Origin of the sequence: Prevotella sp., from assembly GCF_051059605.1 — a bacterium.
GTDB lineage: Bacteria > Bacteroidota > Bacteroidia > Bacteroidales > Bacteroidaceae > Prevotella.
In genome coordinates, this window is sequence record NZ_CP050883.1 from 1,907,041 (window position 1) to 1,921,407 (window position 14,367).

13 protein-coding genes are annotated in these 14,367 nt (G+C 37.2%); 2 read left to right on the top strand and 11 right to left on the bottom strand.

Translation table 11 applies throughout. The features are described from left to right. Positions 1–24: 24 nt before the first annotated feature. Positions 25–636 (bottom strand): DUF6621 family protein, encoded by a 612-nt coding sequence (locus HEQ28_RS07610; protein ID WP_207154921.1) that lies wholly within the window; start codon positions 634–636, stop codon positions 25–27. A 213-nt stretch (positions 637–849) separates the two neighbouring features. On the opposite strand from HEQ28_RS07610, the gene nhaD reads away from it, so the two are divergent. Beyond that, entirely contained in the window at positions 850–2,214 is a 1,365-nt protein-coding gene (gene nhaD, locus HEQ28_RS07615) for a sodium:proton antiporter NhaD (protein WP_434501673.1), read from the top strand. Positions 2,215–2,255: 41 nt separating this feature from the next. Here the strand turns inward: nhaD and HEQ28_RS07620 are convergent, their stop codons facing one another. The 7 genes from HEQ28_RS07620 to HEQ28_RS07650 form a co-directional block, all read right to left on the bottom strand. Then, positions 2,256–3,665: a sensor histidine kinase gene (locus tag HEQ28_RS07620; protein WP_434501674.1), complete on the bottom strand. Its 1,410-nt coding sequence runs from the start codon at positions 3,663–3,665 to the stop codon at positions 2,256–2,258. Between the two features lie 35 nt (positions 3,666–3,700). Beyond that, the gene (locus HEQ28_RS07625; RefSeq protein WP_434501675.1) at positions 3,701–4,396 is read right to left on the bottom strand and encodes a response regulator; all 696 of its coding nucleotides are present in this window, start codon (positions 4,394–4,396) and stop codon (positions 3,701–3,703) included. Positions 4,397–4,790: 394 nt separating this feature from the next. Beyond that, positions 4,791–5,174: a DUF1634 domain-containing protein gene (locus HEQ28_RS07630; protein ID WP_434501676.1), complete on the bottom strand. Its 384-nt coding sequence runs from the start codon at positions 5,172–5,174 to the stop codon at positions 4,791–4,793. Between the two features lie 5 nt (positions 5,175–5,179). Continuing rightward, entirely contained in the window at positions 5,180–6,013 is an 834-nt protein-coding gene (locus HEQ28_RS07635; RefSeq protein ID WP_018464458.1) for a sulfite exporter TauE/SafE family protein, read from the bottom strand. 252 nt (positions 6,014–6,265) lie between these two features. Continuing rightward, positions 6,266–7,282: an inorganic phosphate transporter gene (locus HEQ28_RS07640; RefSeq protein WP_434501677.1), complete on the bottom strand. Its 1,017-nt coding sequence runs from the start codon at positions 7,280–7,282 to the stop codon at positions 6,266–6,268. Between the two features lie 25 nt (positions 7,283–7,307). Next, complete coding sequence (locus HEQ28_RS07645) at positions 7,308–7,955, bottom strand: DUF47 domain-containing protein (protein ID WP_434504435.1); 648 nt, start codon at positions 7,953–7,955, stop codon at positions 7,308–7,310. Positions 7,956–8,070: 115 nt separating this feature from the next. Further along, positions 8,071–9,426, bottom strand: coding sequence for an NAD(P)/FAD-dependent oxidoreductase (locus HEQ28_RS07650; protein ID WP_434501678.1), 1,356 nt, complete (start codon positions 9,424–9,426; stop codon positions 8,071–8,073). Between the two features lie 900 nt (positions 9,427–10,326). On the opposite strand from HEQ28_RS07650, the gene HEQ28_RS07655 reads away from it, so the two are divergent. Then, positions 10,327–10,515, top strand: coding sequence for a helix-turn-helix transcriptional regulator (locus HEQ28_RS07655; RefSeq protein ID WP_434501679.1), 189 nt, complete (start codon positions 10,327–10,329; stop codon positions 10,513–10,515). A 201-nt stretch (positions 10,516–10,716) separates the two neighbouring features. Here the strand turns inward: HEQ28_RS07655 and HEQ28_RS07660 are convergent, their stop codons facing one another. The 3 genes from HEQ28_RS07660 to HEQ28_RS07670 are packed head-to-tail and all read right to left on the bottom strand — an operon-like array spanning position 10,717 to position 14,345. Next, on the bottom strand, positions 10,717–11,784 hold the full coding sequence (locus HEQ28_RS07660; protein ID WP_434501680.1) for an ABC transporter permease: 1,068 nt from the start codon (positions 11,782–11,784) through the stop codon (positions 10,717–10,719). Positions 11,785–11,788: 4 nt separating this feature from the next. Continuing rightward, a complete protein-coding gene (locus tag HEQ28_RS07665; protein ID WP_434501681.1) occupies positions 11,789–12,877 on the bottom strand; it encodes an ABC transporter permease in 1,089 nt (362 codons plus the stop codon). A gap of 4 nt (positions 12,878–12,881) precedes the next feature. Next, complete coding sequence (locus HEQ28_RS07670; protein WP_434501682.1) at positions 12,882–14,345, bottom strand: ATP-binding cassette domain-containing protein; 1,464 nt, start codon at positions 14,343–14,345, stop codon at positions 12,882–12,884. Between the last annotated feature and the right edge of the window lie 22 nt (positions 14,346–14,367).

Consider the following 14,367-nt stretch of genomic DNA (forward strand, 5'->3'; position numbering starts at 1 on the left):
TATATCTTTTATTTTTTATTCTGCTTATTTGCCATTGATTTCATTAGCACGAATACCAAGAGCATTCATCAACGAATATCCCAATATCTCCTGACGAAAATTACCACCTTCAATAGGTTGCATAGCAAACATCGTTATTCGTTTATTATCGTCTTCCACATTACGCAGTAAACTTCTTATCTGAGAACAGATATCACTTTTTTCACTATCAGGAATAATCATGACTCTCTTCACTTCCTCATGTTGTAGTACGGTCTTGAGTACATTCTCAATATACTCATCTTTATTCACCACATCGCCTACTTCAACTGAAGTAAATGTAAACTCACCGAGTTTATCGTCATTAAAAGCTTTCGAATTTAAATCCTTTTCATAATCAGAAGGTTTGAAATTGTCCAAGGATGTATTTTTTTTCTCATGAACAAGTACTATCTGAGTATCGTTTTTACCCTCACGTACACCTCCATCAAGAGCGACACAAACAGCCCATTGGCTAAGGTCAGCTTTTGGAATGGCACGCCCAATCATACGCTCGAAATTTACGATAAGGTTGAAAGCTACAGAATCCACATAATCAGCATCCGCAATAATTATGTTTTCGCTCATCTTTACATTGTCAGTATTTGGAGTATTCATGCTACAAAGATAATAGAAACGAACGTAAATGCAAAGGAAAATTTGTTTTTAATTTTGCATTTCCACTCATTTCAAGTATCTTTATTAATAAGACATACCACATCTTAACAATAAAATAAATAAAATTTATTTTGTATTATCTTCGATTTACATTACCTTTGTCAGTGAACTAAAAAACAAATTACTCATAACTGCAAATTAATAATTAGGAAAATGAGTTCTTTAACAATCGCTATTGTTGTAGTATTCGTTCTGGGCTATCTCTTTATAGCCCTTGAGAGTATTACAAAAGTCAACAAAGCAGCCGTAGCGCTGCTCATGTTTGTTGCATGTTGGGCACTATTCATGGTCAATCCAGGGAGTTACATTTCTGGCTTTACTGGTAATGAATTGGTTAATGAAGCATGCAATGCAATTGAACGGCACTTAGGAAGCACCAGTACTACCTTATTCTTCCTTATGGGAGCAATGACAATCGTTGAGATTGTCGACCAGAATGGAGGATTCAATTGGGTTCAAAGTAGGATGTTTACTAAGAGTAAGCGAGGATTGCTATGGAAAATAGCCTTTATGACATTTTTTCTTTCGGCAATTCTCGACAACCTCACCACAAGTATCGTGATGATTATGATTTTACGCAAGTTAGTTCACGAGCATAAGGATCGCATAATCTATGCATCCCTAGTAATAATAGCTGCCAATGCCGGTGGAGCATTCTCCCCTATCGGCGATGTCACTACTATCATGTTGTGGAATAAGGGAGTCGTAACATCTCTTGGCATCATATCTGAAGTATTTATACCTTCAGTTGTTTCTCTTGTTATTCCTGCACTCATATTGCAAACTCAGCTCAAAGGTGAACTAGTAGACAATAATACCGTTGCTTATGACAAGCGTGAAGGGGAAGTTTTGGATTTCTCCAGCATAGAGCGCAAAGTCATATTCTTCATTGGTGTAGGCGGTCTGATGTTTGTTCCTGTATTCAAGTCACTGACAAACCTTCCACCATTTATTGGAATACTCTTTGTCCTTGGTGTGCTTTGGACTATCACAGAAATATTCTATCACCGTTTACATAAAATAAACTCCGAAGTCACATTCCAAAAAAGGGTAAGCAATCTATTATCTCGTATAGATATGACTACGATACTTTTCTTCCTCGGTATATTGATGGCTGTAGCATGCCTTGAGGAAGTTGGAATCCTCACATCTCTTGGTTCAACTCTTAATACCACATTCCATGGTAATCACTATATAGTAACAGGTATTATCGGTGTCGTGTCAAGTATCGTTGATAATGTTCCTTTAGTTGCAGGATGTATGGGAATGTACCCAATAGCACCTACTGGCGATATTGCCGTTGACGGTTTGTTCTGGCAGCTTCTTGCTTATTGTGCTGGAGTTGGCGGTAGCATACTAATCATAGGAAGTGCTGCCGGAGTTGTTGTAATGGGATTGGAAAAAATAACTTTTGGTTGGTACATGAAGAAAGTAAGTTGGATAGCCTTTGTCGGATATATTGCTGGTATTCTCAGCTATTGGCTTATAAGGACTTACCTTTTTACAGCACCGCTATAATCAATATAAAGGCTGATGAAATTTCATCAGCCTTTTTTATCTTATTTTTTCAAGAAGAAAGTAAACATAAGCCCACCCTCTTTTCTATTTTCTACTTTTATCGTTCCTTTATGAAGAAGCACAGCATTCTTTACTATAGCTAGTCCTAGACCTGTACCTCCCATCTTTCTACTTCGTCCTTTGTCAACCAGATAGAAACGCTCAAACAGTCGTGCCAAATGCTCATGCCTGACACCGATACCATTATCTTTGAATATAAACTGCCATTCGTTTATATTATCAGTTGCTGACAAAGTTATCTCTGTCCCTACTCCAGCATAGGCAATGGCATTATCTGTAAGATTGCGAAATATGCTGTATACTAGACTTTGACTACCATTGATAACAATATTGTCAGGCAATAGATTGTTAAACTTCATCTGTTTTTCGCTTAGCTGCAATTCTGTATCCTTAATAATATCCCTTACCGTCTGCGATATATTCACACTAGTAAAGTCTATCAAATGAGGAGCATCATCCATACGGTTCAGCGTAGATATATCTTGCAATAATGCTGTGAGCCTCTGACTTTGTGCATAACACCTCTGCATAAATTGCAATCTTGTTTCCTCGTTTATGTTAGAATTATTTAGGATCGTCTCCAAATATCCCTGTATACTTGCAACAGGAGTCTTCAGCTCATGCGCAACATTTTGAGTCAACTGTCGTTTCAGTATATTCTGTTCCTTTCGTGTAGACTGCAATCGCTTATACAACTTAATAATTTTCTCAGCTATCTCACCTAATTCATCTCCAGGAAACTCCATCAGATCTTCTGTATCAAGACTCTCATTATGGTCAGCTTTACTTGCGAAGCTGCGTAGTTTAGTGATATTTCGTCCAAGCGGACCAGTAAACTTATACAGTACTAACGTAAGAATAACTATCGCAGTAAGAGAGAACCAGATGTAATGTTGATCTGTTTTCAGTGATTCAGTAAGATTGTTATCATAAGGCATCGCACTGCGTATGATGAAACCGTCTTTTTTAAAATATGTAGCAGAATAGAAATAATGTCTTTTTAGGGTACTACTAGTACGGTCTATTTCAGAACCAGAACCATATTTAAGAGCAGCTTTTACTTCTTTTCTATTTGAATGGTTGCTAAAGTTGGCATAGTCCTTCCGTATATTATCAAAGAAGACCTTTCCGTCAGGCTTTATAAGAGTCACTCTAAGACCAGGAATCTTATTTCTCTTTACGTATCCAGAAAGAGTCTTTTCGTCATATTTCCCGATATAGTGCAACGCATCATCCATGCTCTCGTTAAAAGCTTGTAGACGTATTTCAAGATTGTCTATCTTGTATTGCTTTTCTCTAACATGCTGAAACAGCGTGAAAGCCACGGCAAAAGAGAGAAAAACAAACATAACAGTCAGATGAAGCTTTGTTCCTACCGATATTCTCTTCATTCTTTTTCTATGTTATACATTTCATTAAGGTAACTTTATGAGTCGAAATAATATCCAAATCCCAACCTTGTTACTATACATTTAGAGAATCTACCAATCTTCTTTCTTAGTCGTGTGATATTTACGTCAACAGTTCTATCGAGCACTAATACATCTTTTGGCCAAATGCGGTCAATAAGTTCCTGGCGAGAGAATACTCGTCCACGTTCTTCAAGAAGTAGTTGCAAAAGTTCAAATTCGGTTTTTGTGAAAGGAATATCCTCTCCATCAATAGCAACCGTCTTTTTACTGAGATTCATTTCTAGTCCTTGATAACTTATTAACTTCTGTTCTACAGTTGCCGCCCCATCATCAGCAGTTCTTCGCAGAACGGCACGTACCCTTACCATCACTTCCCTAATTGAAAATGGTTTAGATATATAGTCATCGGCACCGATATTAAATCCTGTTACAGTGTCGTTTTCTGTATCACGAGCTGTCAGGAATATTATTGGGATATTAGCAGTTGCAGGTTCTTTCTTTATAGTCTTAGCCATAGAGAAGCCTGAGATGCCTCCCATCATCACATCAAGCAACAACAAGTCGAAACCGGCTATATCCATAGTCAAAGCCTCTTCGGCAGAGTTAGCAGTCTCCACTTGATATCCTTCGGTTTCTAAGTTAAACTTCAGAATTTCACATAAGTCCTGTTCATCATCAACAACAAGAATACGATAATTATTTTCTGTCATGTCTTTATTATTTGTGATGTTGCAAAGATACGGCTTTGTTTATTTATATCTATTTCATTATAGTTACAATAATGTTACACGCCATACCCATTAATTAAATTCAATAGCAAATATACAACATTTTCTAATATGAACTAATAGTTTGGCGTATTTTTTATCTAAAAAGGAATGTACTTCCAACATTAATATACGATATAAACGATCTTGATAGATAATTAAAAGATAGGATACACGCTTATAAAACTCATTATATTTCGTATGTTCGTTTGTATTATTTGTTCTATATGCTGCTTTCTAAGAAAAGATAATAGGTTGGTTTATCTAACAGATCTGCTAAAACTAATAAAAAGTATTTATAAAAAAATGCAGGAAATAAACTCCTGCATTAATATATTTATAATATTCCACCAAGTGAATTTGACAATATTACAAGAAAGACTATCATCGTTATGGTCACATATAGCCAATCACGCTGATGCGCAAAGTCAAACAGTGAAAGTATGATTCTGGTTATTGGAGTAAGCATAAGAACTAATACTCCCAGTTGTATCCAATTTGCTGCCTTTAAATGAAGCAATCCACCGAATATTCCACTTAATGAAGTCAATGATGACGGTTCGCCATGGAATTTATAATAATCAGGCACTGGTTCAGAACCATGACATATCAAATAATATGCTCCACCGAGAACGGCAATGCAACATGCCGTCATTACACCGATGCGCAGAGTTGAACCTATCAACTGCTGCATCTTCTTATTTTCATTCATTAATTCCATAGTTCTTAAAATTTACCCATTATACCATTATATATCATATTTATCGCAACCAACAGAATGGCAAAGACAAATATCTTTCTCAAAACGGTTACATCAAGCCTCTTCAATAGTCGAGCGCCAAAAAGCGAACCGCCCAAGACACCTATCATTATTGGGAAAGCTATTCCTGGAGCAATATATCCTCTCTGAATATAAACAACAGCTGAAGCAACAGCCGTAACACCTATCATAAAATTACTCGTTGTTGTGCTCACTTTAAATGGAACTTTCATTGCGGCATCCATAGCAAGCACCTTCAAGGCACCACTACCAATACCAAGAAGACCTGAAAGAACTCCAGCACCAAGCATTACAGAGAATCCTCCACCAACATTTGTAAGTTCGTATTTTTTCTCACCATCTTTAGTAGGATAAGTACCATATAGCTTTAGTTTACGTGCTAACTCGCTTCCCACGACATTTGTATGGTCAACCTTTCTACGCATTTGCATAGCAGAAGTCAAAATCAATACCAAACCAAAGATAACTGCTATAATATTTGTTGGCATCCAGAGAGCAATAATCGCTCCACCAACAGCTCCAATAGTAGTGGCTATCTCTAAAAACATTCCAAGTCGAATATTTGTTATACCCTCTTTTACATAGGCACTGGCCGAACCAGAAGATGTAGCTATTGAAGCAACAAGGGCTGCACCGATGGCATAATGAAAATCAATATTAAAACAAAGTGTCAATACTGGTATCACTACCACTCCACCACCTAAGCCCGTAAGCGAGCCAAGAAGTCCGGCAAGGAAAGCCGAACAGATTAAAATAATTGTAAATGTTAAAACTGTCATCCTTTTTATTTTTCGCACAAAGGTACAATTTTTGTACTCTTAAAAAGTATTTTCAACAAGTCAATCATGTATATTTAATTATTTACAAGGCTTTTAACGATAGTTTGCATATCAGAAAAAATAACTATTTAAAACATTTAAATAGTATTATGCAATCATATTATCAGATATAAAAAGAAAAACGTTACAAAAGAAAGCTTGTACATTCATAGTACTTTCTTTTGTAACGTTTTGATTATTATCTGTATAAAATCACAAGAATAGTGACACCAATAGATAAACTAGCGCTCCTAGAAGAGCACTTACAGGAATGGTGAGAAGCCATGCTACCATCAAATCCTTTGTAACGCCCCATCTTACAGCAGATAGTCGCTTTGTAGCTCCTACTCCCATAATAGATCCAGCTATGGTATGAGTTGTACTAACAGGAATCTTTAAATATTCTGTAAGGAATAATGTCAAGGCACCAGATGTCTCTGCGACAACTCCTTCAAACGGAGTTACCTTTGTAATCTTTGTACCCATCGTCTTAACGATTTTCCAACCTCCTGACATTGTTCCAGCTGAAATTGCAAAGAAACAAGAGAAAGCCACCCAATCAGGAATATCCTCCACTGAATGTATTCCCAGACCAAGATGAAGCGGATGAGCTGCAACAAGCGCTGCAGCGATTATACCCATTACCTTCTGAGAGTCATTCAAACCATGTCCAATACTGAATAAGGCTGAAGATACGAGTTGAAGATGTTTGAACCAAGCCTCAGCCTTAGTGTGATTCATCTTTCGGCAGGTATACAGCACTATCATTGATATAAAAAACGCTATTACCATACCAACAAATGGAGCCAAAAGAATAAATGCTGCAATCTTGATAATCACAGAACTCTGAATAGCCTGAAAGCCGTTTGCCATAATTGCAGCACCAGCAAAGCCACCGATAAGAGTATGTGAAGAAGAAGAAGGAATACCCTTCCACCATGTAAGCAAGTTCCATATAACAGCACCGATAACACCTGCAAGAATTATTGGCAACGAAATATATTGCTCATAAACAGTTTTTGAAACTGTATTTGCAATACCAAATTCACCTATTATATATTTCGAGATGAAGAAAGCCACAAAATTGAAGAATGCTGCCCATAAAACTGCCTGAAACGGAGTGAGCACTTTCGTTGTAACGATTGTTGTAATAGAGTTGGCTGCATCATGGAAACCATTGATGAAATCAAACATCAACGCCAAAATGATAATTGAGATAAGTAATATCATGGATACTTATATATTATTACGTCAATTACGCATATTTTACGATAATCGTTCTTAAGATCTTACCAACGTGTTCTGCAGCATCAGTAGTCTTTTCAAGTTCATTCAGGATTTCCTTCATCTTGATTAGTTCGATTCCGTCTTTCTCCTCCTCAAACAAGTTAATGATAGCAGTTTCGTAAACATCATCAGCCTCATTTTCAAGATCGTGTAAGGTCTTGCAATGCTGTTTCAGTTTTGCTGCGTTCTTACGAATAGAACCAAGTTCTTCCATTGCGTCATTAATGCATTCAGCATCTTTCTTCACGATTTCACCCAAAGACTTCTCATAAGGATTATTCTTCTTTGGATTGTATATTGCTATACGCTTCGCACAACTATTGATTCTATCAATAACATCATCGAGTTTGTCTGCTAGAAGATGGATATCTTCACGATCGAAAGGAGTGATGAAAGAAGAACTTAGTTCTTCGAAAATTTTATGAGACAATTCATCCCCTAAACGTTCCTTTTCTTTTATTTTACGAAAGAATTCTTTGCGTTCTTCGCCTGTTTGGCATTCTAGAGCACCTTGTAACATTTCAGATGCTGCCAAGAGTATCTCAGAAACCTGTTTCAGATAGTCAAAGAACTTTGGTTCTTTAGGACCGAATTTGCTAAAAAAAGAATTGTTCATCATCTTGTTCTTTTTAATCACTTTATAATAATTAATATTTTTACGCTGCAAAAGTATTAAATAGTTGTTACAAAAATGCTACAATAGTTTTATCAACTTGTTACATTCACATTTTTTATTCACAATTCTCCTCTTTCAGTAAATCTTCACCCAAATGAGTAACAGCCTCTCGTGCCTCTCTTTCAATAACTTCCTTAGCTTTCGTTGGATAGAATATCATTCGCAGAGACTGGTTGTAGTTGAAATAGTTCCATATCCAGTTTAGCAAAACGATAACCTTATTGCGAACACCAAGTATAGAGCGAAGGTGAACAACAAGCCACAAAACCCATGCAACAAATCCCTGAAGCTTTATCTTACTGAATTCTGCAACCGCTTTATTTCTTCCTACAGTAGCCATTGAGCCAAGATTCTTATAAGAGAACGGCATCATACTCTTGCCTTTAACAAGACGACGAAGATTCTTTGAAAGTAGCTTTCCCTGCTGTATTGATACCTGAGCCAACTGTGGATGTCCATTAGGATATTCCTTATCACCACTCATGATACACTGATCACCAATAGCAAAGACGTCTTCCATGCCTGTAACTCTATTATATTCATCAACCTTAATACGGTTGCCTCTTCCTAAGAAAGCTTTATCCATATTGCCTATTTGAACACCAGCGATACCACTTACCCAGATAAATGTACGAGTAGCTATTTCGCTTCCGTCAGCAAGCACAACCTTGTGGTCACGATAATCAGTAACCTTCTTATTTAGCAATATGTTTACACCCATTTTACGCAAGAACTCTTCTGCTTTAGCTGAAGATTCTGGTGACATGGCAGAAAGAAGGCGATTGCCTGCTTCAATAAGATATATATTCATCAGACTGCTGTCCAAATCTGGATAGTCATGAGGCAAAATCGTATGCTTCATCTCTGAAAGTACACCGGCAACCTCAACACCAGTTGCTCCACCGCCAACGATAACAACATTGAGTAATTCCTGACGCTCAACATTATTGGCACAAGTAATCGAACGCTCAAGGTTAGCAAGAATCGCATTTTGCAGTCCCATAGCCTCGGCAACATTCTTCATAGGCATTGCTTCTTCAGCAATATGCTTGTTACCATAAAAATTTGTCGTAGCTCCGGCTGCGAATACTAGGTAATCATAGTCAACCTTTCCTATTGATGTCTGGATAATCTTTTTATCCGTGAACACAGCTCTAACTTCAGCCATGCGAAAATAGAAATCCTTACGATCTTGGAATATCTTTCTAAATGGGAAAGATATTGAACTAGGCTCCATACCGGCAGAAGCCACCTGATAGATCAGTGGTGGAAACTGATGATAATTATTCTTGTCTATCAAGATTACCTGCATACCTGAATGGCGCAGACTGGTAGCCAATTTTAAACCACCGAAACCTCCACCTACAATAACGACTCTTTTCTTGTTTCCTTTTTCAACGTTTAAGCTCATACTGAATGATGATAATGAATATACAATTAATAAATAATGTCAGCTAAAATAGTCTTCTGCAAAGGTAGTATCTTTTTGTGAATTTATCAATAAAATCACGCTGAATTTCTTAATATTTATTTATTATATGTTATATATCAATTGTTCTTCCTATAACTCACCACTGCCCATGTACCCATAACGACAGAAAAGGACATAAGAGCCATAAAATCTGCCTATATTTACTCATAACACATACATGAACCTCCTGAAAACTATTATTTGTATAAAATATGCTTTTACTATTTTTCTGTGATCAGATAATGCAAGAATTCTTATTCCAAAAAGATTTTTCAAAGCTCTAAAAGATTAAAATATATTAAATAAGTAAACTATACTTGTCTTTATGTAAAATATACATTACATTTGCATCAACTTACAAATAATCACAAAGAATTATTATGAAACAGAAAAAATTATTATTACCACACTCCTTCCAGAATTTCGGATGGATCATGTTTTTACTGTCTGGGATTTTTATTCTAGTAACAAATCATTTTCAACTCATAAAGGAAAGTATATCCATCTTCTCAATAGACTTTACTCCATTGATAGTTTTACTAACTACATCCTTACCAATATTATGTATCATGACCATTTGTATTTCTCAAGAGAAGCATGAAGATGAATACATAAGGGCTCTTAGATCACGATATATACTGTACATTGTGATATTTTATTTTCTCACAGAAATGGGTCAACTTGCATTCTCACGATATGCAATAATGTATCAAGTTGGACCATTTTATCAAAAGATGATTAGTATTTTAGGAGGGATCAACAATGTGTATACTCTTTCACTAGCTTATTTGATTTTTTTTAAAGGTACTATGTTTATAAACAATCTTAATGCTCTAAAAGATGGAAAATAATATTAGAGTAGAACGAGCTATAAAACACATATCCCAAAAAGAGCTTGCAGAATCCATAGGTGTAAGCCGCCAAACAATATTCGCTATAGAAAATAACAAGTTTATCCCTAGCACAGAACTAGCACTAAAACTTTCGAAATACTTTGGTAAAACAGTGAATGAGCTTTTTACTCTATAAAAAGTCCTTATTATAAAAAGCACCCGAACAAGTTGAAATGCTCGGGTGCTTATATTTTTATTAGCCCTCTTTATTAAGGATGTGTCGCTAAGTAAATGTATTGGAATAAGTTTTAGCGCCATCCCTCGCGTGTCTACAATAAAAAAATATTGATAGACAATTAACATTATACTAAGTTCATCTAACTCACGTTATCATATATCAATTGTTCTTTCTGTAACTCACCACTGCCCATGTACCCATAACAGCTGAAAAGGACATAAGAGCCATAAATTGAGGCATTATTTCGAAAAGACTTCCACCACGAATAAACACGATACGCATTGCATCGATAAAGTAGTGCATTGGATTTATTTCTGTTAGATATTGAGCCCAATCAGGCATACTGCGGACTGGCGTGAACAGTCCACTTAAAAGGATAAAACATACCATGCAGAACCACATCACCAGCATTGCCTGCTGCATTGTGCTACTATAATTGGATATGATAAGTCCGAGCGAACTCATAATAAGTGCCATGATTATTGCTAAGAGATATATCACCGCCAACGGCCCTGCCGACGTGATACCATAAACTGCCCATGAAAGGATAAAGCATATTGTCATCACGACAAGTCCGATCACCCAATAAGGTATAATCTTTGCCATGATAAACGAGAACTTGCCTACGGGTGTTACATTTATCTGTTCAATCGTTCCAACCTCCTTCTCCCCCACAATGTTGAGCGCAGGCATAAAACCACAAAAGAGAATAAGTAGTATTGCCATGAGTGCAGGAATCATAAACACTTTATAATCCTGATAAGTATTAAATAAATTGAGCACAGATATCGGAAGTTTACCCGTTGAGGGAACTACAATATTCGACAGATAAGCCGCTCCCATACTCCCCTTTGTTCCATTTACAGAGTTGGAAGCAATAAGTATATGTGCTGGGCGTGCATTTACCAAATCGCGTGAATAATGCTGTGGTATCACCGCTATGATATCAGCATTTCCCTTTTCCATCTCCTTTACGGCTTCATCGTAAGACGAAGACATCCCTTTAAAGATGAAATAATTAGAAGCCTCCATCTCATGTACCAATCGTTGCGATGTAGTTGTTCGGTCATTGTCTACTACCAGTAGTGAAATGTTTTTTATTTCCAAGTTAGTAATCCAAGGAATAACAAGCATAATCACAATGGGAAACATTATAATCATTTTGGGCAGGAACGCATTACGACGTATCTGCTTGAACTCTTTTTCTATGAGGTATCTCAGTATCATAATTCTACTCTAATCTTTTCTTGAACTTTTTGAGACTAATGGTGAGAAGCAATACCGCCATAATTGTCATAACGCATACTTCTTTCCAAACCATTGTGATGCTTACGCCCATTATCATTATCTTTCTGCATGCAGAAATAAACCATGAAGCAGGCACAAGATGAGCAATAAACTGCAACACGACTGGCATACTCTCTATAGGGTATATCATTCCTGACATTAAGATGCTAGGCATGAGAAGCATCATTCCAGAGGCTAACATTGCTGCTACCTGAGTTTCAGTAAGAACACTTATGAGGAGCCCTAGCGACAACGCTACGATTATAAACAATATAGATACTGCCGAAAGAGATAACAGACTACCAGCTATAGGCACATGCAATACAAAATATGATATAGTTAGAATCAATATTAGGTCTACAATGCCGAGAACAAGATATGGTATCATCTTGGCTATAATAATAAGTATTGGGCGAACTGGCGACACAAGCAGTATCTCCATCGTGCCACGTTCCTTCTCGCGAACAATACTGATTGAAGTCATCATTGCGCATATTATCATCAAAATCATTCCCATTACTCCGGGTACAAAATTATAAGCACTCTCCATGCGTGGATTATACATAAGTTTTATCAACGCACTACCGTTGGATGCTCCAGCCGATGTCAATTCAGAAAGTATAATCTGACTGGCATAATTACTCTGTTGTATTGCCATATTAGGATCGGCACAGTCGGCAATAATTTGCACCCTAGCCTCACCATCATATATGTGACTGGCGAAATCAGGACTGAATACGATAGCCATTTCAGCCTTGTTTCCTTCAAGCATCGTCTTAGCCTCATCTGTATTTCTAGCCATTGCCGTGATATTGAAGTATGTAGATGCATCAAGGCGATTAGCTATTTTCTGAGTAGTCTTATCTATCGAAGACGAAACAAGCACGATGCGCACATTGCGCACCTCTGTGGTGATGGCAAATCCAAACAGAAACATCATTACTATCGGCATACCGATAAGTATTAGTAGTGTGCGACGGTCACGCAATATATGGCGTGCCTCTTTTATTATAAATGATATGAATGTTGTCATATTATCAGTCTGATTTTCGTTGTGCCTTTCTAGCTAACATCGTGAATACACTATCCATATCGGTAACGGCGAACTGATGTTTTAGTTCCGATGGAGTACCAAGCGCCTTTATCTGTCCGTCTACCATAATGGATATGCGGTCACAATATTCAGCCTCATCCATGTAATGAGTAGTTACGAAAACTGTGATGCCTTCGGCTGCAGCTTCGTAAATCAATGTCCAAAATTCCTTTCGTGTAGACGGATCTACACCTCCTGTTGGTTCATCAAGGAAAACAACTTCGGGTTTATGGAATATAGATACCGAGAAAGCCAACTTCTGTTTCCATCCAAGCGGCAGTTCCTTAACGATAGTATCTTTATGTTCACTCATACCAAGACGACTGAGCAAAGAATCCGTCTTTTGTGCAATATCTTTATCGTTCATGCCGTATATGCCAGCAAAAAGGCGTATATTTTCCCAAACCTTAAGATCTTCATATAAAGAGAATTTCTGACTCATGTAACCTATATGCTTTTTTATCTGCTCGTATTGCGTAGATACATCATAACCGCCTACTGTAGCTTTACCGCCCGAAGGCTGACTTAATCCTGTTAACATGCGCATTGCCGTAGTCTTTCCAGCTCCATTGGCTCCAAGAAATCCGAATATTTCACCTCTATGTACCCTAAAGGATATATGGTCTACAGCATGGAATGTACCAAATGTCTTGCACAATCCATCAACAACAATCACATCATTATCTTCTGAATGCTTTACTTCTTCAGAATGCGATAACGGTTCCGGACAGAATACATCCTTAAATTCATTCAGTATTTCATCAGGAGCACCTACCCCACATACCTTTCCTTTATTTATAAAAGCAATCCTACCGCATTGTCGCACTTCATCAAGATATGGAGTAGACACAATTATTGTCATTCCTGTATCGCGCAGCTTTTGAAGTATAAGCCAGAATTCCTTGCGCGAAACAGGATCTACACCTGTAGTTGGTTCATCAAGGAAAAGTACATTTGGCTTATGTACAAGAGCACAGCAAAGAGCTAGTTTCTGTTTCATTCCTCCAGAAAGAGCGCCAGCACGTCTATTTTTGAACGGTTCAATCTGTGAATATATATCACGTATTGAATCATAGTTTGCTTCTATTGTTGTGTTGAAAAGTGTAGCAAAGAACTTAAGATTTTCCTCTACAGTAAGGTCTTGATACAACGAAAACCTACCAGGCATATACCCCACACGCTTTCTGATGTCGCGCATCATTGTCAAGGTATTAAAGCCATCAACTGATGCTACGCCTGTTTCTGGAACAAGCAAAGTGGCAAGTATGCGGAAAAGAGTTGTCTTACCGGCTCCGTCAGGACCAATTATACCAAAGAGTTCTCCTTGATTTATACTTAGCGAGACATCGTCAAGTGCACATACCTTGCCAAAATGCTTGGTGACTTTATCTATTTCTATGGCTGTCATGATAAGCTTTGAATTATTATGT

What these genes read in the sequence shown, in the direction of transcription:
- HEQ28_RS07655 (WP_434501679.1), top strand. Translation starts at nt 10,327, where the DNA reads ATGGAAAATAATATTAGAGTAGAACGAGCTATAAAACACATATCCCAA.
- HEQ28_RS07645 (WP_434504435.1), bottom strand. Translation starts at nt 7,955, where the DNA reads ATGAACAATTCTTTTTTTAGCAAATTCGGTCCTAAAGAACCAAAGTTC.
- HEQ28_RS07610 (WP_207154921.1), bottom strand. Translation starts at nt 636, where the DNA reads ATGAATACTCCAAATACTGACAATGTAAAGATGAGCGAAAACATAATT.
- HEQ28_RS07635 (WP_018464458.1), bottom strand. Translation starts at nt 6,013, where the DNA reads ATGACAGTTTTAACATTTACAATTATTTTAATCTGTTCGGCTTTCCTT.
- HEQ28_RS07630 (WP_434501676.1), bottom strand. Translation starts at nt 5,174, where the DNA reads ATGGAATTAATGAATGAAAATAAGAAGATGCAGCAGTTGATAGGTTCA.
- HEQ28_RS07650 (WP_434501678.1), bottom strand. Translation starts at nt 9,426, where the DNA reads ATGAGCTTAAACGTTGAAAAAGGAAACAAGAAAAGAGTCGTTATTGTA.
- nhaD (WP_434501673.1), top strand. Translation starts at nt 850, where the DNA reads ATGAGTTCTTTAACAATCGCTATTGTTGTAGTATTCGTTCTGGGCTAT.
- HEQ28_RS07665 (WP_434501681.1), bottom strand. Translation starts at nt 12,877, where the DNA reads ATGACAACATTCATATCATTTATAATAAAAGAGGCACGCCATATATTG.
- HEQ28_RS07670 (WP_434501682.1), bottom strand. Translation starts at nt 14,345, where the DNA reads ATGACAGCCATAGAAATAGATAAAGTCACCAAGCATTTTGGCAAGGTA.
- HEQ28_RS07660 (WP_434501680.1), bottom strand. Translation starts at nt 11,784, where the DNA reads ATGATACTGAGATACCTCATAGAAAAAGAGTTCAAGCAGATACGTCGT.
- HEQ28_RS07625 (WP_434501675.1), bottom strand. Translation starts at nt 4,396, where the DNA reads ATGACAGAAAATAATTATCGTATTCTTGTTGTTGATGATGAACAGGAC.
- HEQ28_RS07640 (WP_434501677.1), bottom strand. Translation starts at nt 7,282, where the DNA reads ATGATATTACTTATCTCAATTATCATTTTGGCGTTGATGTTTGATTTC.
- HEQ28_RS07620 (WP_434501674.1), bottom strand. Translation starts at nt 3,665, where the DNA reads ATGAAGAGAATATCGGTAGGAACAAAGCTTCATCTGACTGTTATGTTT.